Source organism: Methanosarcina sp. MTP4, assembly GCF_000970045.1.
Taxonomy (GTDB): domain Archaea; phylum Halobacteriota; class Methanosarcinia; order Methanosarcinales; family Methanosarcinaceae; genus MTP4.
Map to the genome: position 1 here is coordinate 1,541,400 of NZ_CP009505.1, position 19,599 is coordinate 1,560,998.

Sequence of the window (19,599 nt, forward strand, 5' to 3'; positions counted from 1 at the left end):
GACTATTTTCTCTTTCTTTTCACTGGGTCCGGATAAGTAAATAGTCCCCTTCACCAGCGCTTTTTATTTATCGAAAGGAGCCGATATCTTAGGACATGGAAAGCTACGAAGATTGTTCTACGGAAGAACTTATCCGGAAACTGGTAAATTCGGAACTTGTAGTTGACCCCGGACTTGCCTGGGAAATTTCCCGGATGCCGGATGCCGTTCCCCATCTGGTACGCATTATTGAAGACGATGCCTCTTTTATGGAAGGGAGTCCGGGAGACGGTTGGGCGCCCATACATGCGAGTTTTTTACTAGGGGCAATAAAAACCCCTGCAGCCCGGAATGCAGTTTTCTGGCTCCTTCGGGGAAGGGATGAGGAACTCGGGGATTGGATTACGGAAGATTTTCCAACAATCCTGGCAAATTTAGGGCTGGACGCGGTTGAGGATTTGAAGAAGTTTATCTCTGACAGGACAACTGGCTTATATCAACGGTCTGCTGCAAGTGGAGCCCTTTCTACCATTGCTCACAAGCACCCTGAAATATGGGATTCCACTGTCAGGTTTTTCAGACAGCTCCTGCAGGAAGAAGACGACCCTGAACTCCTTGGCTTTCTGATTTCCGACCTCTCGGAATTCAAGGGGCCGTTAAAAAATCCCTTATCCTGTCAATAACTGCCGTTATCCTTGAGGCGAAAGGCGCTTCAGGAGTTGTTTTACCGTCGAAGTGGTTGTCGTAAATGTTGTTTTCGGAATAATTTGCCACGATTGCTTCACTATTGCTGCTCAGGTAATTCCCGCTTACCGTATTGTTGTTGCTGGAATCCTCAAGGAACCTGCAGTACTTGAAATCCGCGGTTATGATGTCGGGGTTCACTCTTTTATTATTCGATGGGTCGAGATAGATGCCGTAAAGCCCGTTTGAGTTTACTGTGTTGTTATTGAGCATGTTGAAAGTTGATGACTTGAGATAGATCCCGTGCCCGCCGTTCGAGTTTGCAGTGTTTGCTTCCAGGGTGTTGCCGGCGGTTTCGTTCAGGTAAATCCCGTTTTTGCTGTTAAGGTTTGCAGTGTTTCCTTTCAGGGAGGTGTTTTCGCTGTAATAATACAGCATGATCCCGTCTTCGTTCTTTGAAGCGGTATTGTTTCTAAGCACGTTGTTCCAGGAAAAATGGTTGAGGTGGATGCCGTATTTCCTGTTCAGGTCTGCCCTGTTGCCTTTCAGGGTGTTATTTGAGGAGGAGTCCAGGCAGATCCCGGTTTCATTGTTCGAGCTTGCGTTGTTGTTTATCAGCGTGATATTTTCGGCGCCCCGGATATAGAAGCCGTTTTCATTGTCCAGGGCGGCGTTGTTGCTAAAAATATTATTACTGCTGTAATACTCCAGCAGGAAACCGGTCCCACTGCTCAAAATCCTGTTTTCGTTAAATGTGTTGTTTGCGCCTCCGAACATAAAGACTCCGCCCTTATTGTCCGACGCGGAGTTTCCCTTCAGTTCGTTGCTGTCGGCTGCAGCCAGAAAGATTGCGATATAGTTCTCCGAGGCGGTATTATTGCTCAGGGTGTTGTTATCGGATTCTTCAAGGAAAATGCCCAAGCTGTTGTTGGAAATTATATTGTTGGTGATGGTGCAGGCGTGAACTTCTTCATCGCCTCCTTTATCGATTCCTCCATCGATTTCTCCATTATCTCCATCATCCGAATCTCCCTCCGGAGCTCTGAATAATTCGGATCTTCCGTCAAGGTATATCCCGCAGGGTTCGCGGCTTTTCCTGGTACTGTTTGCTCCTGTAACTTTAAAGCCGCTAATTGTAACGTTACTAGCCGTCACATGGAACACATGATCTCCAGGGTCGGCTGCCTGGACGACCGTATCCTCCGGGTTTCCGGACTTTGAGATTATGGTTAGTTCTTTGTCCACATCCACATTTTCCGTATACGTTCCGCTGAAAACGCGAATTGTATCCCCGGATTTAGAATTGTTCACAGCTTCCTTTATGGAGGTATAGTCTGCTCCTCCGTTCCCATCCACGTTGATGTTCATAGCTGCTTCAGCGGAACCTGCAGAAACTATTATTAAAAAGAATACCAGTAAAAAGAATTCCAGTGCAAGGCAGTTTTTTATTTTCAGTTATCTCAACCCCTTTTTTCAAATTCCGCTTTTATTTCTATACAATATCTAACAGTTTGTTTAATTTCCTTTAATATGCCTGAAAACGAGTTTGAAGGCTGATATGCTTAGAGCGCCTACGGCCACTATCAGCAGGACAAAAAACACTCCGCCCACGAACTGGCTAAAGAGCATAAAAGAAGAACCGTGCCCCGGAAAAAACGACTCTGCTATGTAATACAAAATTGTAACAAGTATTAAAGTTCCTAAAGCGGCCGTTGCTAAAGACCGGGTGGATATTTTTCGTAACATTTTTGCCTGTTCCCCTCCTGTTACTTATCTTCAGTTTTTCTTTTTCTCCTTTCCAGGCGCCCAACTCCATTAATTTTTAAATATAAGATATATTTGTCTTTTTCTCTCCATGCCATCAAATTCAAAGAAAACATTTGAATTTTGTTCCTTAAACTATTCAATTCAAAATTGACATTTGATTTTTCACAGAAAAGTTATATGGTTTAAATTTTCTTATTTTGTAATGCAACTAATGTCCTGTAACTGAGTTGATTTCCTGCAACTGATTTCTTATACGCAATCTTGAGACCTATGGAGAGTCTGACATGAATAAAATATGGATCGCAGTAATCGCAGTTTTTGTGTGTATTATAGGAATCCTCGGACTAAATTACACAAGCCCGGACGAAATGGCAGGCGGCATCCCCCTTGATGCGGATGTGAGCTATACGGATGCCGAAATGCAAGAACTGTATGAAAAATACAACATCACCGAGAATGATATCAAATTTGCGAGAGGGGAACTTCCTCACTACCTGGAAGGCACGGTTTTTCAAAGCGACTTAAGAATCATAGTCTCCGAGACAGGCGAGCCTCCGGAGGGTTCGAAAGAAGGCGCGGATTATGATGTTGTGCTGAGCGAGCAGGAAATGTCAAAAATAATGGAGGAGGCAAGGGCAGCCTATATTGAAAAATACGGGGTGGACCCGGCAAACCCCAAACTTGACGAGGTCAAAGGCTATCTTATTCCCACACAGGAAGCAGGAAAACTCGTGTTTTTTTAAATCAGACAGGTATCAGATTCAAAATTACAATACTGTTTCCAATTTATGAAAGTCCTCACAGGCAAAGTCATTGAGTAAAAATGAATTAATTTCGAATTGGGGATCAAATGAAAGTTGAAAAATTAAGTATTGTTCTGGCGATTTTCGCACTGATAGTCATTCAATCGGCCATATATGTCGGAACTGGTATAGCCAGTGCCGATTCTATCGATCAGGAGTTAGAGGCTCCAGATTCAGACTTTTCAAACTTAAATTCTTCGGATTCAAACGTCTCGGACTCAAAAGTCTCGAACCCAAGCTCTCCGGAATTAGAAGCATTAATCCGGGACCTCAATTCCCCGGATCTGGCTGTTAAAGAGAATGCCGTAAAAGCCCTAGTTGGAATAGGGTCTCCAGCAGTGGAACCTTTAATCTTGGCCCTGGAATCCGAAGATCCGGATACCCGGGAAAATGCAGCCTGCGCTCTCGGGAAGATAGGAGATGAAAAAGCCATAAAACCTCTCATTCTGCTCCTGGCGGATGAAGAGTGGGAAGTTGAAAAAGCTGCAAATGATGCCCTTGTTGCAATCGGGGAGCCTGCGGTTGAACCCCTTATCCAGGTTTTACAGAATGATAACGAAAATGTCTACTTGCAGACGAAAGTAATTCACGTTCTTGGGGATATAGGGGATGAAAGAGCAATTCCACCAATGATTCAGGCCCTGAAGAGCGGAGATCCTGAACTTCGGGCAGATCTGGCGTATTCCCTTGGTTTAATGGGAGAAACTGCTGTTGAGCCTTTGATACAGGTCCTTGGGGACGAAGACCCCTATGTTCGGGTCCGTGCGGCGGAGGCTCTTGGCAGAATCGGGGACGAGCGCGCAATAGGGCCGCTTACCGATGCCCTGGATGATGATTTTGAGAGAGTCCGGATATTTGCAAAAAAGGGCCTTGAAAAAATTGAAAATCAGAATAAAAATGTGGTCATTGCCGCTTACGGAGAAAAGCGTGAGTTCTACATTGAGGACCGGAGGAGAGAATGGCTCGATCAGCTCCATTCTATAACCACCGGTGCAAGATACGATATGAAATCATACTTTTATCCGGGTGGGCCTGTTATAAGTTATGGCACGAGCATAGAAAACCGAATCGAAGTCGGAATTCTGGAAGGTTCGGATGTTAACGATTCCACTCTGGACGAGATCTACGGAATATTTGACAGGGAGGGAAAAGAACTTGGAATTGATGAAGTGCCACTCGTGTTCAAATATGAAGGCCCCATCCGGGAAGATGAGGAACTGGTAGAGGAAACCGAAGCGTCAACAGAAGCGTCAACAGAAGCGTCAACAGAAGCGTCAAGTGAAGATATGCAGTCAACAGAAGATATGCAAGAATCCAGGGATATTCCTGGGTTCAAGGTAATGTTTACTTTGTTAGGAGTATTGGTTTCGGTTTGCATTCTAAAGAGGCGCTGATTTGGACGCTGATTTGAATCTTATGATTGCGAGTTGAGGTAAGGAGTCAGGTGTCAGGAAATAGGGGACTGCCAGGCTGGAAATAGTAGACAGTGACATGGAGCAACCCTTTTTTCCTGCAGCCTGATTTTCCTGCAACCCGGTTTGCTTCGAATTATCAGCTTCTCAGCTCATCTGCAGCGGGTTAGCTTTCATATATTCTCGCAGCACCGTTGTCGCATAACTCCCCTTGGGGAGCATGAACTCCAGCACTGCCTTTGATTTTCCGGGGTTCAGTTCGTCTTCCGAGACCTCGAATTTGGGTTCCACATTCAGGAGGACTTCCCGGCGGATGCCTTTCGAGCTCATTTCCGGGATTTCTTTGATGTTGAAGCCTTCGAGAGGAACTTCAAATTCTTTCAGGACTTCCTGCTCGATCTCTCCCGGGACCCCGGATGCGAATTCTGTGGCATGGCCCGGGAGGGGGGCTGTTATGAAGGCGCGGCCGCGTTTGAGCAGGCGGTTCATTGCGTTTACCTTTTCGGCGGTGACTGACTCGGTCCGGGAACTGTCCGGGAGTCCGGCTTCGTTTTTGAAGCAGACGATATCCCCTTCCACGGCAAGGTTCAGGGGGAGACCCTTTTCAATCCGGCGGCAGAGGATAGTGTTGTATATGCAGGACTGGTAAGCGTGGGCGAACATGCGGTAGAGGTTTTTCGGGAGCACCAGGAAAGATCCCGCAAAGTCATCCGGGTTTGCTATAAGGTGGTTCATCATTGCCCGTTCGTGCCCCATGCGGAGAGGGTATTTATCAAGGCCGGTCCTGAAGTCCCTGGTCTCCTTTACGTACTGTCGGGCGGCTTTTGTCTCTTCTGGCTCGTCGGGGAAGGGCTCGGCAATGTAGGTCATGGCTGCTTTTTCAAAGTCGCCTTCAACTATGGCTTTTCCTACCAGATGAGTGACCGGGCGGACCGAGCCAAAGCGCTGGATCCCGAAAAAGTTGGGGACGCCGCCGGCAGCCAGGATCTCTTCCGTGGCTTTTCCAAGGATGGTCCGGGTCTCATCCACGGGAAGGTCGATATTCCGGATGGTGATTATGAACTCGTTTCCGGTGAGGTCTCCGAGTTCCACGGATTTTTTAGACCGACCCAGGACTTTCATTTCTACGTCTTTCAGGCGGACCTTTTCGATAGCCTCTGCGTCCACACCAAAGATGCTGATCTTCTGGGTTGTCAGCGCCCGCTTGTCCTTCGTACCTGCAACGGTGATCCGCTTCTGGCTTATCTTCAGGATCTTTGCAAGGGTCCGGGTAAAATGGTGGGTGTCCCAGTCGCGTTTGGTGACTTCAAGGACCAGGTGCTTGCCTTCAGTCCCCTCCTCCCGGTTCGTGATCTCTTTTACGATGAAGTCCTCCACTTCCTGCCGGAGCTGTCCCCCGAGACCTGCGCTGTCTGTGGAGTAAAGGCTGATTCCAATCTGTTTTTCGATATTGGGAACTTCCATAAGCTTTAAACACTCCTTAAGCGGTTATTGGAAAAATTAAGGAAAAATGAATAAAGAAAGGGTCTCATGAGTTTGATTAATTCCCTCATGAGGTTATCGTGTCACGGGTTTGGTATACCGTACTTTATGAATTTATGAGCTTATTGCGTTTCGGGTTTATCGCGTTGTTGTTTATTACGTTTACGTTGAATTATCCTATGGCTTCCGAGCTGATGTCAATAACCTGTACTCTGCTCGTATTCACAAAAGTCCAGCTGTCCACAAGGGTATTGGGGTTTTCCCCGGTTGCGAGTTTTGCCGGGGCAGTAGTCCCCGGGAGGCCTCCTGCGTAGAGGCTGGAACTCGGGTCGAGCATCAGCCAGGAGCCGTAATCGTCGGTCAGGTAGTAGACGTCGACGTTGCCGTAGTAGGCCCTTACCCCTTCGATTATGGCATTTGTCGTCTCGGTTTCGTTGCCTATGTAGGCCGCGGCAAAAGCGTGGTTGTCCGTGAGGTAGAGCCTCGTTGTGCCTCCCACGGCTTCGATCAGTGAAGCCAGGAGGATTGCCTGGTCTTCACAGTCCCCTGCGCCTATTTTCAGGGTCGCATTGGCGGGTTCCCAGATGTCGTTTCCTCTCGGGTCATTTATATACCCGATATCCACGCTTACCCGGTCAAAAAGGGCACAGACCTGATAGATGTTGAACGCTCCCGGATATTCCTCCGAGCTTTCTGCGGCAGCTTTCCTGACGGACAGGTCTCCCGGTTCCACAAGCCCGTTCAGGATTCCGAAATAGGGAAGGGTGTTGTATTTGTAGGGAGGGTCGAGTTTTGGGGGCATGGGCTTTGCTTCAACCTTAAACTCTTCCAGAAACTGGGGTTCGTATTCGTGCCATTTCCCTTCCGAAGTACTTGCAAGTAGCCAGAGGACAATGTTCAGGGTGGGCCTGGCTTCCCCTTCTGGCATCCTGACCGAAAGCACTCCCAGGCACTGCTCCTCTTCCGGATCGAGCAGGGTGCCGCAGTCCTCGGAATACACCAGGCTTTCGGAATTGCCGACCGAAACCCCGTAACTGTCGATAAAGATGGGGTTTCTGCCCTCATTTTTGACATTTACCTTGATATAGCTCACCGCACCCTGGTAAAATTCGGCAGTCTGGTAACTTGTGCTCAGGGAAAACCCGGGGTCCATGGGGGTCCTGAGAACCGGAGTTACCTCATTTTCCCGGGGGAAATAAGCCGGCACCTGCGGAACAGTGAATAAGCTGGAATCAGGTTTGAAAACCTCTTCCTGGTTTTCCCCCGAATTTGAATCAAAAAAATTTCCAAATCCGTCCCTGAAGGCTCCGAACCCGGGAACTGAGTCCGAAAGCAGAATTCCGGCCGTGGCCACCACAAGGCCTATGCATAAAACGGCAAGTATCGAGGCTATGGCTTTTCCTGACAACCTGGGTTTTTCCATGAACTCACTCCCAAATCCGGTCCTAAAGGAACTTTCCGATTTCCCCGTATTTCCGGAGAATCAATTCATCCGGTGAATTATTTACCTTGAGAACCACCCTATTAACTCTACACAATACGGGTTTTCTTGCTTTTTTTCAAAAGCGTTCACAAAAGTTTCAGGTCCTTTGTGACCTTATCTATAAGCTCTTCTTTTGCCGGCCCGATTCCGAGGACTGTGACCGTGCCCGGGGGGATTTCGGTCAGCCCTGCGTCCTGGATCAAAGCTGTGGGCAGTCCTTCCCGTCTTGCCTTTTCTTTAAGTTCGTAAAGGTCTTTCAGGGTCGGAACTTTGAGGACAACCTTTTTCTGTCCTCCATCCTTCCATTTTTCAAGATCACTCTTGCTTGCCCATTCCGAAGCCGAAACCGCAGCATGGGCCACCTGCACCGCAAATTTCCCTTTGGACAATTTCAGGTCGTTCCGGGTAACTATGCACTGTTTGTATTCACTCATCCTTTGCCTCGGGCCTAATCAAGGTCAACTTATACTTTAAACGTTTCCTGTACTTTTTTGAGGGTTCTATCTAATTTTTCATATTATTTTTCATAGGGCCTTCAATATTTATTGTATCTTTGTAATCAATTTCATAAAATATTTTTCATGTACCCCAGGATATCCACGGCGGGATTTATCCCCCAGGAATCGAAGATGCCTTTTCCTGAAGGCGTCCCGTTAACTTCCAGGATTTTCTGGCCACTCTGGTTTCCACTCTCCTCTTCCGTACCCTCTATGATATCCACACCCGCAAAAACAGCCCCGATTGCTTTAGCTGCTTTTTCTGCAAGGGTTTTTTGCTCTTCGGTCAGCACGCAGCGGTCCGCGCTTCCGCCCTGGCTGAGGTTGTTCACCCAGGAACCGGCAGGAGCCCTGCGGTAAATGGCCCCGACGGTTTTGCCTCCGACCACAAAAGCCCTGATGTCCCTGCCCGGGTTTTCAATGAACTCCTGAATGTAGAGCATTCCCCTTTCTGCAAGCAGGGCTTCCAGGGCCTCTTCCACGGGAACAGGCTGGCTTTTCCGGTCAGAAAAAAGGACTTCTCCGTCCCTTACCCTTACAATATCCTTTCCCTTGTACCCGAAAACAGGTTTTATGACCGCGTCCCCGAACCCTGAGACAACCTTCAAGGCAGCGCTGGAGCTCTGTACGGCTTCGGTTTCGGGCACAGGAAGCCCGGTTTTTGCCAGGAGCCAGGAAGCGTGGTATTTGTTGGCGGCGTTCTGGATTGCTTCGGGGGAATTGATGACCGGGATTCCTTCCGCTTCAAGCTCCCTCAGGATGTCGAACCTGAAAGAAACCCCTTCCAGGGTGCCTGCTCCAACGTCCCGCACGACCACGGCGTCAAGGTCGCTAAGGCGGGTTTCCCCTACTTTAAAATCAATTTGTGAGTTTATGCTGACCTCTGCGCTCCTGAGGTCAAGAATAAGAGGAAAAAAGCCTTCTTCCCGGGCTGCCTCGATCAGGGCCCGGGCCGTCCAGTCCTCAGGGTCGGTTACTACAATCCCTATTTTTTTCATAGGGTAAAATCTGAGCTTTTCCTGATTAAGTTTACGATAAAACAGGAGCAGGATGTTTAAAATTTCTGACAGGGCAAATTATTTTTATAACTTTTTGGCACTTTCCTGAAACTGTTTCAGTTTTAGTTCTGGTGCCCATCGTTAGCTTTTCGAATATAATTCGTTAGCTAAATAATATGCTTTATGTTACTTGATCTTGTTTTACTACCTTGCATAGCAAACATGAGCGGAGGTAAACCCACCGAATTTGCAAGTTTGAGCATTTTCCTCCAAAAAAAAGCTAAGGCTGACTTCAACAAAGTTCTTTCCAGGTATCATGCTGCCTTCAGAGGTTTTACGCTGCCTCAAGTCAGCCTTTGCTTGAAAACAGTCCTCAAACCTTAACTGAGAATCTCTTCTCTCTGAGCTTCTCCGCATGCGGTTCTTTTAGGGTTTTAGGGGCTGCCCTCAGTTCTCCGGGATCTCAGTTTTAGGGACTTCAATTTTCCGGGCTTACCTCTGCTCCTTTCTTTCTCCCCTTCCTCTTTTTTCTTTCTTTCTCCCCTTCCTCTTTTTTCTTTCTTTCTCCCCTTCCTCTTTTTTCCTTCTCTTCTTTCTATTTCCTTTTCCTCTTCCTCTTTCTCCTTTTTCTCATCCTTTTCTTCTCTAAGGGCCGGGTTTTTACTGCTGTTTCTCTTCCCAGGGCTCAAGTCCCTGCTTTTTCCTATATTCGTTGATCGCCATGTGGATGGCTTCCTTGGAGACCACCGAGCACTCCAGTTTTCCGGGAGGCAGGCCCCCAAGGGCTTCGGAAACGGCTTCGTTTGTCAGGTCCCAGGCTTCTTCCAGGGTTTTTCCCTTGATCAGTTCCGTTGCCATGCTGCTCGATGCGATTGCCGCCGCGCAGCCGAAGGTCTTGAACTTCACGTCCTCGATGCGGTTGTCCTTTATCTTAAGGAAAATTTTCATGAAATCCCCGTGAGGGTTTCCGGCTTCCCCCACTCCGTCGGAGTCTTCGATTTCTCCCACGTTTCGCGGGTTTGTGAAGTGGTCCATTACCTTTTCATTATACACCCGATTTCCTCCTGGAATTTGTTTCTCACGTGCTTGCTTCAGGCTATTGGCTCAGGTTGTCGGCTTATAGAACGGGGACATTGCTCTCAACTTCTCGACAACTTCCGGCAGCAGCTCGAGCACGTAGTCTATATCCTCTTCGCTGTTGGCGTCCCCCAGGGTCAGGCGAAGGGTCCCCTGAGCGATTTCCGGAGAGAGCCCGATTGCGGTGAGCACATGCGAAGGGCCGACCGAACCCGAGGAACAGGCGCTTCCCGTAGACCCGCAGATCCCTGCCTGATCGAGCATGAGCAGCAGGGACTCTCCCTCAATAAACTCGAAGCTGAAGTTCAGGTTCCCAGGCAGGCGCTTTTCCGGGTGCCCGTTCAGCCGGGTATGGGGAATTTCCAGGACGCCTACCCTGAGCCGGTCCCGAAGCTTCATTATCTTTTTATTATGGGTTTCGATGTCTGCGGTAGCAAGCTCGATTGCCTTTGCCATGCCGACAATCCCGGCGACATTTTCCGTCCCGGCCCGCTTTCCCCGTTCCTGTGCGCCTCCGTGCATGTAATTATCGATTTCCAGCCCTTTCCGGATGTAGAGGGCTCCCACCCCTTTCGGCCCGTAGAACTTGTGCGAGGAAAGGGAAAGCATGTCCACGTCCGAATGAGCCCGCTTCATGTCCAGCGGGACTTTCCCTATCACCTGCACGGCATCGGTATGGAATGGAATCCCCTTCTCGGAGGCTATTTTCCCTATCTCGGGCACAGGCTCAAGGGTCCCGATCTCGTTGTTGGCGTACATGACCGAGATCAGGATAGTGTCTTCCCGGATCGCGGCTTCCACGTCCGCAGGGTCAACAAGCCCGTCCCCGTCCACAGGCAGGTAAGTCACGTCAAAGCCCTTCGTTTCCAGGTACTCACAGGGGTAAAGCACGGCATGGTGCTCGATTGGAGTTGTGATAATGTGTTTTCCTTCCTTTCGCCTGCCAAAAGCCGTCCCCTTGACAGCCCAGTTGTCGGACTCCGTCCCCCCGGATGTAAAATAGATCTCTTCGGGCTCGGCTCCCAGGCTTTTTGCAAGCTGTTCCCGGGCTGTTTCCACTACTTCCCTGGCTTCCCTCCCTATGGAGTACAGGGACGAAGGATTCCCGAAATGCTCTTTCAAAAAATACCGCATAGCCTCAACCACCTCGGGTTTGCTGAAGGTGGTGGCTGCATGGTCCATGTAAACGAAACGTTTCTTTCCCATCAAAATCCCCAATGAAAATAGGGGCTTTTCGTAATATGAAGGTATTGTTTTTTTGACCCATGTCCACTTAGACCCGTCTCTTTAAGGCCCGTACCTCTTTTCCAGACCCATAACAAATTTATATAATGAAATTTTCCCTGTACCCCACCTGAATCAGGTGGAGGCAAAACAAACCTTGCTAAAACAATTCTCAATTATCCTGAGCATTTATTTTCTGGGCGAGCTGCTGCAAAAAGCGTTCGGTCTTCCGGTCCCTGGCAACGTCATAGGCATGCTTCTCCTCTTCTTCGGCCTGTCTGCGGGCGTGATCAAGCTTGAAATGATCGACAAAATGAGCGGGTTTTTGCTTGATAACCTGGCTTTTTTCTTCCTGCCCGCAGGAGTCAGCCTGATCACCTGCTTTACCCTGCTGGAAGGGAAGTGGACGGCGATTCTCGAAATCTCCGTGCTTTCAACCGTTGTAATCCTGGCCGTGACAGGGCTTACCGTGGAACTCGTGAAAAAATACCTTGATAAAGGCCAGCCTGAATCCGGCTCCCCGGAAAAACCCGCCGCTGCGGCTGAAAAAGTTGCTGCAGAATCAAGAGCCGGAACTGTTGTAAATACAGGGACAGCAGAGCCTGCGCAGGGGCAGGTGAGCTAAATGCCGGACCTGCAGGTATACCTTGCCGAAGAGTTCATTTCCACGCCCCTTTTTGGGATTCTGCTTTCCCTCGTCGCTTACCAGATAGGCATTGTGCTGTACAAAAAGATCAGGGTATCAGCCCTGAATCCTCTCCTCGTGGGCTGCGTTATCGTAATTCTTCTCCTCATGTACACCGGGGTCGATTTCGAGACATTTAACCGGGGCGGGGACTACATCTCCTTCTTCCTGGGACCTGCAACCGTTGTCCTTGCCGTCCCCCTCTATAAAAAGATCCAGCTCCTGAAAAGCGACGCCCTTCCAATCCTGGCCGGCATAAGCGCAGGCAGCATTGCGGGAATGTCAAGTATCCTCGTCCTTTCCCGCTTCTTCGGACTCGATGAAGCCCTGAGCATTTCCCTTGTCCCAAAGTCCGTTACCACCCCAATAGGCATGGAAATCTCAAGGCAGCTTGGTGGCCTGCCCGCCGTAACCGTTGCAGCCATCGTGATCACGGGAATCATTGGAGCCGTCGTGGGGCCGTTTATCTGCCGCTGCTTCCGGATAAAAGACAAAGTTGCGGTCGGTGTTGCCATCGGCACTGCTTCCCACGCCCTCGGGACCACCAAAGCCATAGAACTCGGAGAAACCGAAGGGGCGATGAGCGGGCTTGCAATCGGAATCGCGGGTCTGCTTACGGTATTTCTTGCACCGCTGCTGGTTTACGTATTCGGGCTTCTTTTCTGAAGCCTTCTATCTTTTAATCCGGAAAAGGCGATCGTGATCCGATCATTCAGTTATTCCAAAAACCTTTTTCGGATTGCCTTTCAGGTACCGACGCTCTCACCGGTCGTCGAAGACGACCGGCCTTTTCTGAAAATTTGAATGAGCATATCCTAAAGCTCAATATTTGTTCATTAAAATCTCTTGTTCCAGATAAGTAATCTGGGTTAGGATCGTGAAAAATAGTCACAAAAACACTTGTTGCTAATGAAAAAAATCGGTTTTGTGATAAACTCATTAATTAATTTTGAAATTTTAATTTTTTAGCTACTTTGCTTGATAATTTCCAACTTTGATTGATAACGAACATATATTAAAAGAGATAATTGTGAATTGCATTTAGATTTTAGTTATTTGTTAATGTTAGTATGGGGAACCGGAATGAGATTTAAATACAACATAATAATTTGCATTAACATATCCATCATTTTTCTGGTTGCAACCGCTGGTATTGTATCGGCTAATGAAATTCATGTGTATCCTGAGGATTCAATACAGACTGCTATCAAAAATGCTAATTATGGCGATACAATTATTGTGTATCCTGGAACCTATTCAGAGAACATAGACGTTAACAAATCAGTCACTATAATATCAAAATCCGGAAATCCCGATGATACAATAATTAGAGCTGCAAATCCAGGCAATCATATATTTTATCTAACTGCAGGCAATGCTGTTATCCGGGGTTTTACCATAACAGGTGCTTTTGAAGAACCCGAGAGACGTTATTTCCCAGATGCAGGCATGACTGAAAGTTCTTTCAATGAAACAACAGGCAAGTACGAAGTTGTCAATTTTTCTGAAGGGCTATGGGTCGGCATACCCAAAAACTGGGCAGGAATTTATGTTGATAATTCTAATGGCGATATTATCAGCAACAATATTTTTTTGGAAAACAATCGAGGTATTTTGCTTAATTCATCAAGTAATAATTTTTTAGAGAATAATACTGCAATTAATAATGATGGTGCAATTTCAGTATGGAATTTCAGCGATTTCAACATTGTTAGAAACAACAATATGACCTCTGATGAAATATATTTGAATAACTATGGAATTAGTTTGATAGAATCAGATGGTAATGAAGTTTATAATAATAATCTATTACGGCTTGATTCTATAATATTGCGTCAATCAGATGCTAACAAAATAGTTAATAATACAATAAATAGAGGAAGGGGAATCGCTCTTATCGAATCCAACGGTAATATGCTTAGCCGAAATTCCATATCCAAATCTAGTGACGGCATAACTTTACAAAAAAATTCAAGTTACAATCAATTAACTGATAATATCATATTTGACAACTTTGTGGGGATTAAGCTGGAATCATATAGCAACAACAATACAATTTCTGAGAACATATTAAAAAATAATGAGGACAGGCTGTCTCAAAACTATGCTTGATCGTACATTTGGGTAAGAAATATTAGGAATATTTATCTTTTTAAAAATATGTATTACATCTAAGTACACTATTTGAGAAAATTAATTCCAGTGTTTCACCATGTTCAAAAAGTACGATCAAAAGCAGCAATTTTTACTTCCATTAAGCCTGGAAGAGTTTGTTCCTGAAAACCATATTGCCAGAGTGTTAAACGACCTCATAGATCTCGTTGATATCAGTGATATTGAGTCCACTTACTCTGAGGAAGGTTGTCCTGCCTATCACCCAAGATTTCTTTTAAAAATCTTACTCTACGGGTACCTTATAAACATTAGAAGTTCACGCAAGATAGAGCAAATGACACAAACTGATACTGCTTTTATGTACCTTGCAGCTATGCAAAAACCTGATTTCCGCACTATTTGTCGATTCCGTTCAACTCATCTTGACTCTATTAAAGAAATATTTTCACAGGTTGTCACGTTTTGTAAGGAAATGGATATGATTGGTTCCAGTATTTCGATCGATGGAACAAAGGTTAAGGCAAACGCTTCACCAAGACAAAGTAAAAGTTCCGACGCTCTCAAAAAAGAGATCGATAAGATACTCAAAGAAAGCATTGAGATCGATAAACAGGAAGACGAAATTTATGGTGATTCGACACCGTACCAGGTGCCAGAAGAACTGGTTAACAAGCAGAAAAGAGTAGAGAAAATCAAAGCTGCTATGAAAAAAATTGACGAAGAAAAGTTAAAAAAAGTAAACATCACAGACAACGATGCTAAAATTATGAAGCATAAAGATGGAAGCAAGAAACCTTCCTATAATTGTCAGGTTGCTGTTGATGAAAAGGAACAAATAATCGTTGCATCAGACGTTGTCGATGAAGAAAATGACTTGCATCAAGTTGTACCAATGATAGAAAATGTAAAGGAAACACTGGGATACAAGCCGACAATAGTGCTGGCAGATGCAGGTTATTTTTCATATGATAATGTGAAATTTTTACTCGATCAAGAAATTGATGCTTATATTCCTGATAACTTTTATGAAGTAGAGAAAAGGGGAAAAACAAAGAAGTTCAGAAAATCTCTCTTTAAATATGATCCGGAAAAGGACTGTTATTATTGCCCTGCTGCTTTTGAAATCCCATTTACAAGAATCCAAAAAAGGAATGATGAGCCAGATTTACGGTATTATGTCTGCAAGTATTGTTCTTTGTGTGTGTTAAAAAATGCATGTACTGAGAGTGAAAACAGGACAATATCAAGAGATCCAAGGGAGTACCTCATGGAGAATATGAGGGCTAAACTGAATACAGAAGAAGGAACGGAACAGTATCAGAAAAGAATGTGTACTGTAGAACCTGTGTTTGGCCAGATGAAACAGGATAGAGGATTCAGGGAATTTCTTTTGAGAGGGAAAAGGAAGACAAAAATTGAGTTTCTTATGATGTGTACTGTACACAACATAAAGAAAATAGCAGATTTCATGAAAAGAGAAGGAAAAAGCCTGAAGGAAATACTGAATATGATAACCGGGAGAGGAAATGAATGTAGGAATAAAGGGGGAATTACTGCAAGAAAGGCAAGTATGGTACGTTGATCAATGAAAACTGATCTTTTTTTGAATAAAAATTGAAATGGAAATGGATATTACCCAATTGTAGAATTCAAAATGGTTTTGAGACAGCTTGAGGATATTTATTTTTCAGAGGACAGCAACAATAACATCATTCACAACAATAAAATAGACTACATTAAATATCTTAAAAGACCGTTCAGAGACGGTACTGCGTTGATATTCTTATCTGTGATTGGCATGATGGTTTATTTGTTCATTTTGCTGTTTCGAAAATAACGGCTGTGGAAATCACATCTAAATCAATTACAGGAAAAATCAAGATTCAGAGGTCTTCTACAAAGCCAAAATTTTATTCTTTAAATTCCTTTAGTTTGCACGAGGTTTTCGTGTATGTATTTTTGGGGGGTGAAATATAACTTTCTATGAATTTTCATAAATTTTCAATGTATTCTCAAAAAGAGCATCCCGATGACTGATTAGAAGTATACAGGAAAAATCTGGAGCCTTAATTCTTAATCAATACATTGGAAAAAAGTTTTGCCCATAAAATTTCGCGTCTTTTTCTATGAATTTTTATGGAAAAGCCGGCCGCTTCGCTGCGCTCGCGCCCGGTGAGAGCCCGGGGTTCCGAGTTCCTGTGGAAAATTCGGCTGTTAAATGGCTGTTAAAGTTCCGAATACTTTGTAACGAAGGCGGGCTTGAGGTCGAATGCATCGATTATTTCCCATACGGCCAGGTCAGGTTAGGAGGTCTGGAGAAATACGGGTTTACAGGGCAGGAGAACGATGCCGATACCGGGCTGAAAAAAAGAACAGTAAAAGGTAAAAAGCAGGCGTTTTCCCTTTTCAGGGCCTGAAATTCGTGTACATTTGCATCTGCACATCTCCCCTTTCGATCTTTTTCCGGAGCGTCTCTTTTGCAATGCCCACGTAGATTTCCCGGATCTGGGGGATGAGCATGGAAAACCCGATGGCGTCGGTCAGGAAGCCGGGGGTAAGGAGGGCAAAGCCGCCGATGAGGACGAAGAGGCCGTGCAGGAGTTCGTTGCCGGGCATGTAGCCCTGGCTGTTTGCTTCCTGGATCTTGCGGAGTACAAGGAAACCCTGGCTTTTTGCAAGGTAAGCGCCAATGGTTGCGGTTATGAAGATGACCAGCACTGTGTTGAAAGCGCCGATTATGCCTCCGATCTTGAGCAGGAGGTAGAGTTCCACGAGGGGAATAATCAGGAAAAGGGAAAAGAGTTTTAGAAACATGTTTATCCTTTTCTGGGGTTGTTTAATGGTTATCAAACAAGTTTTTTCGGTTTTTTGCCTGATACCTGGGTCTTACACTTATTAACCACTCCACCTATATTGTTTTTTTGGAGTTTTTTGTTTTTGCCTTCCGGAGTTTTTTGCTTTTTGTGTTTCGTTTTTTGAGTCTTTCCTTTTTCGCTAATCTCAAGGCAAAATTTAATCACAGAAAGTGCGGAAAATACTGAATAAAGTAAATGGGGGAATAACCCTTCCGTGCTTTCCGTGTCTTCCGTAGTTATAACATAAGTGTAAATATTTACATCCGGGACTATAGTTGTCCAAACATATTTTTGGGCGCTTCCACACTATTTTTACTCACATAAATACTCATAAAAATATCCTTTATGGAAAAGCCGGTCAGCAAGCTGACCGGTGAGAACGCCGGTACCTACAAAACAAATCGAAAAAAGGTTGTCTGGAATAGATGAACAGGATAATTACAGCTACCCTGTCCGGGTTGATTTAGATCGGTTTTCTACAAAGCCTAATTTCGAGTTGATTTAGATTGGTTTTCTACGAAGCCGTTTGATTATTTAAATCAGGGCAAAAGCCCTCAGGTATATCAGCATGCTGACGCCGATTAGCAGAACCCCCACATAAAGCCTCATTCCCTGCGGCGAGAACCTTCTTGCAACAGCCGGGCCCATCTGCCCTCCCAGGACCACTCCCGGAGCTACCCAGAGCATCGTATCAAAGATAAGTACCTTCTGTTCTATCAGGACAGGAATAAAGTCCGGGGTCAAGCGGAAGAGGAGGGCAATAATGTTCACAACAAAGATTATGGGGACCGTGGAACCCACAGCTTCCGCAGGAGACCTGATTTCTTTATGCTCCAGGATGCAGGGGGTTATCAGCTTTCCAAGCCCGGTTGCGATGAGCCCTTTCAAAAAGCCGGCAACAGCAGCGCGTTTCCAGCATATATTATCACGGGTTACGAATTCTTCCGGGACTTTTCCCCTCCTGTAAAGCCAGTAGCGGTATATGAGGTAGCTCCCGTATCCCAGGATGAAACTTGCAAAGAGGAGCAGAAGTAGTCCAACGGGGGCAAATGGAACCAGCAGGGCTCCTACAATAGCTGCCGGGATCGTGATTTTCAGGTACTCTTTCACTATGTACCAGTTAACGGTTTCCTGTTTCAGGTTCCTGAGCACACCGGAACCGAACCCGAAGATCATGGTCAAAAGCCCGAGCCAGAAAGCCGTTTTCGTATCAAATCCAAGCCATATGATGTAGACCGGAATCCAGAAATTCGTGCCCGAAATGCCTGCGGACATAGCAAGGATTGCAATAATGACGGCTACGGGAAAGAGAAAGGAGTAGGTCAGGCAGTCAGGCATTGTAATCGTTTTCTCCTGTGAATATGTAGGATCTTTTTATTCTGCAAACGTGTTAGCTTTGAGATGTCTTAGTTTTGAGGCGTTTTGGATTTGAGAGGTTTTAGTTTTGAGACGTCTTGTATGTGAAAAGTGCTGGATGTGAAAAGTGTAGATATGAAACGTGTAGATATGAAACGTGTCAGACATGAAACGTGTTAGACACGAAACGTGTTAGACATGAAACGTGTTAGACATGAAACGTGTTAGACATGAAACGTGTTAGACATGATACTTTAATTAATTAAAAGTGTTTTATTGTATCGAATATATCGAAAACAGGGTTTATTTGAGGTTTTTGCATGAAAACGATAGGAATGATCGGCGGGATGAGCTGGGAATCTTCCCTCGAATATTATAGGCTTGTTAATGAGGCGGTAAAGGAGAGAATGGGCGGGCTGCATTCCGCAAAGTGCGTCCTCTACTCGGTTGATTTCGGGGAAATCGAAAAAATGCTGGTCATCGGGGACTGGGAAGGGCTTGAAGCCTGCCTGGGAGAGGCTGCCCTGGAACTGAAAGAGGCGGGAGCGGATTTCCTAATGATCTGCACGAACACCATGCACAAACTTGCGGAAAAGGTGGAAGCAAAAGCCGGGCTCCCGTTGTTGCACATTGCTGATGCGGCTGCCGGGGAGATCCAGGCGGCAGGGCTGGAAAAAGTAGGGCTTCTGGGTACGAAGTTTACCATGGAGGAAGCTTTTTACAGGGAGCGGCTCGAAGAGAAGTTCGGAATTAAGGTGCTTATTCCTGAGGCAGGGGATCGGGAATTCGTGAACAGCGTGATTTTCAATGAACTGTGTCTGGGTGTTATAAAGGAAGATTCCAGGAAAAAATTCAGGGGAATCATCGGAGACCTTGTTTCAAAAGGAGCAGAGGGCATCGTCCTCGGGTGTACCGAAATCCCGCTGCTTATCGGGCAGGAGGACGCGGAAGTTCCCGTGTTTGATACGACTAAAATTCATGCGCTTGCGGCGGTTGAATTTGCTCTGGAGTGAGCTTTTGGAGGGTTTGCCTGATTTTTTGAATGGCTCCTCATATTCTCATTCTTAATTTCCCTAATTTCTCAAATTCTAAACTTTTTTAACTTGTGTTGTGAGTATTTGTATTATAAAAAAGTATTTATTATCCAAACAGTAAATGATTAGTGGGTAAGACAAAACTGTT

18 protein-coding genes are annotated in these 19,599 nt (G+C 45.8%); 9 read left to right on the forward strand and 9 right to left on the reverse strand.

Annotation, left to right across the window (positions count from 1 at the left end; all coding sequences use genetic code 11):
• The first annotated feature begins 95 nt into the window (after positions 1-95).
• On the forward strand, positions 96-662 hold the full coding sequence (locus MSMTP_RS06550) for a DUF1186 domain-containing protein (protein WP_048178327.1): 567 nt from the start codon (positions 96-98) through the stop codon (positions 660-662).
• Here the strand turns inward: MSMTP_RS06550 and MSMTP_RS06555 are convergent.
• Complete coding sequence (locus tag MSMTP_RS06555; protein WP_048178328.1) at positions 625-2,031, reverse strand: nitrous oxide reductase family maturation protein NosD; 1,407 nt, start codon at positions 2,029-2,031, stop codon at positions 625-627. The two genes, MSMTP_RS06550 and MSMTP_RS06555, sit on opposite strands and share 38 nt — an antisense overlap.
• Before the next feature lie 683 nt (positions 2,032-2,714).
• Between MSMTP_RS06555 and MSMTP_RS06565 the strand changes: the two genes are divergently transcribed.
• Both MSMTP_RS06565 and MSMTP_RS06570 read left to right on the forward strand, forming a co-directional pair.
• The gene (locus tag MSMTP_RS06565) at positions 2,715-3,173 is read left to right on the forward strand and encodes a hypothetical protein (protein WP_048178330.1); all 459 of its coding nucleotides are present in this window, start codon (positions 2,715-2,717) and stop codon (positions 3,171-3,173) included.
• A gap of 107 nt (positions 3,174-3,280) precedes the next feature.
• Positions 3,281-4,627 carry a HEAT repeat domain-containing protein gene (locus MSMTP_RS06570; protein ID WP_048178331.1) on the forward strand — a complete coding sequence of 449 codons (1,347 nt, stop codon included), beginning with the start codon at positions 3,281-3,283 and terminating at the stop codon, positions 4,625-4,627.
• 165 nt (positions 4,628-4,792) lie between these two features.
• Here MSMTP_RS06570 and truD read toward each other — a convergent pair whose 3' ends face one another.
• The 6 genes from truD to nifS all read right to left on the reverse strand — a co-directional run bounded on the left by truD (position 4,793) and on the right by nifS (position 11,388).
• Positions 4,793-6,109: a tRNA pseudouridine(13) synthase TruD gene (truD, locus tag MSMTP_RS06575; RefSeq protein WP_048178332.1), complete on the reverse strand. Its 1,317-nt coding sequence runs from the start codon at positions 6,107-6,109 to the stop codon at positions 4,793-4,795.
• A gap of 190 nt (positions 6,110-6,299) precedes the next feature.
• Positions 6,300-7,550: a transglutaminase family protein gene (locus MSMTP_RS06580; RefSeq protein ID WP_048178333.1), complete on the reverse strand. Its 1,251-nt coding sequence runs from the start codon at positions 7,548-7,550 to the stop codon at positions 6,300-6,302.
• A gap of 146 nt (positions 7,551-7,696) precedes the next feature.
• Positions 7,697-8,044 carry a peptidyl-tRNA hydrolase Pth2 gene (pth2, locus tag MSMTP_RS06585; RefSeq protein WP_048178334.1) on the reverse strand — a complete coding sequence of 116 codons (348 nt, stop codon included), beginning with the start codon at positions 8,042-8,044 and terminating at the stop codon, positions 7,697-7,699.
• A 131-nt stretch (positions 8,045-8,175) separates the two neighbouring features.
• The gene (mptN, locus tag MSMTP_RS06590; protein WP_048178335.1) at positions 8,176-9,105 is read right to left on the reverse strand and encodes a tetrahydromethanopterin:alpha-L-glutamate ligase; all 930 of its coding nucleotides are present in this window, start codon (positions 9,103-9,105) and stop codon (positions 8,176-8,178) included.
• 660 nt (positions 9,106-9,765) lie between these two features.
• Positions 9,766-10,158 carry a Fe-S cluster assembly scaffold protein NifU gene (nifU, locus tag MSMTP_RS06600; RefSeq protein WP_197076159.1) on the reverse strand — a complete coding sequence of 131 codons (393 nt, stop codon included), beginning with the start codon at positions 10,156-10,158 and terminating at the stop codon, positions 9,766-9,768.
• 51 nt (positions 10,159-10,209) lie between these two features.
• Positions 10,210-11,388 carry a cysteine desulfurase NifS gene (nifS, locus tag MSMTP_RS06605; RefSeq protein WP_048178337.1) on the reverse strand — a complete coding sequence of 393 codons (1,179 nt, stop codon included), beginning with the start codon at positions 11,386-11,388 and terminating at the stop codon, positions 10,210-10,212.
• A gap of 175 nt (positions 11,389-11,563) precedes the next feature.
• On the opposite strand from nifS, the gene MSMTP_RS06610 reads away from it, so the two are divergent.
• The 5 genes from MSMTP_RS06610 (at position 11,564) to MSMTP_RS06635 (ending at position 16,623) form a co-directional block, all read left to right on the forward strand.
• Positions 11,564-12,031 carry a CidA/LrgA family protein gene (locus MSMTP_RS06610; RefSeq protein WP_082090526.1) on the forward strand — a complete coding sequence of 156 codons (468 nt, stop codon included), beginning with the start codon at positions 11,564-11,566 and terminating at the stop codon, positions 12,029-12,031.
• Positions 12,032-12,757, forward strand: a complete 726-nt coding sequence (locus MSMTP_RS06615; protein WP_048178338.1) for an LrgB family protein — start codon at positions 12,032-12,034, stop codon at positions 12,755-12,757. It abuts the gene before it with no gap.
• A gap of 417 nt (positions 12,758-13,174) precedes the next feature.
• Complete coding sequence (locus tag MSMTP_RS06620) at positions 13,175-14,203, forward strand: nitrous oxide reductase family maturation protein NosD (protein WP_048178339.1); 1,029 nt, start codon at positions 13,175-13,177, stop codon at positions 14,201-14,203.
• Between the two features lie 100 nt (positions 14,204-14,303).
• Positions 14,304-15,788 carry an IS1182 family transposase gene (locus MSMTP_RS06625; protein WP_048177463.1) on the forward strand — a complete coding sequence of 495 codons (1,485 nt, stop codon included), beginning with the start codon at positions 14,304-14,306 and terminating at the stop codon, positions 15,786-15,788.
• Positions 15,789-16,404: 616 nt separating this feature from the next.
• Positions 16,405-16,623: a hypothetical protein gene (locus tag MSMTP_RS06635; protein WP_048178341.1), complete on the forward strand. Its 219-nt coding sequence runs from the start codon at positions 16,405-16,407 to the stop codon at positions 16,621-16,623.
• On the opposite strand, the gene MSMTP_RS06640 is transcribed toward MSMTP_RS06635, so the two are convergent.
• Positions 16,613-17,020: an FxsA family protein gene (locus tag MSMTP_RS06640; RefSeq protein ID WP_048182909.1), complete on the reverse strand. Its 408-nt coding sequence runs from the start codon at positions 17,018-17,020 to the stop codon at positions 16,613-16,615. The two genes, MSMTP_RS06635 and MSMTP_RS06640, sit on opposite strands and share 11 nt — an antisense overlap.
• A gap of 575 nt (positions 17,021-17,595) precedes the next feature.
• Complete coding sequence (locus tag MSMTP_RS06645; protein ID WP_048178342.1) at positions 17,596-18,399, reverse strand: sulfite exporter TauE/SafE family protein; 804 nt, start codon at positions 18,397-18,399, stop codon at positions 17,596-17,598.
• Positions 18,400-18,737: 338 nt separating this feature from the next.
• Here MSMTP_RS06645 and MSMTP_RS06650 point away from each other — a divergent pair, with 338 nt between their 5' ends.
• A complete protein-coding gene (locus tag MSMTP_RS06650) occupies positions 18,738-19,430 on the forward strand; it encodes an aspartate/glutamate racemase family protein (protein ID WP_048178343.1) in 693 nt (230 codons plus the stop codon).
• The last annotated feature ends 169 nt before the right edge of the window (positions 19,431-19,599 follow it).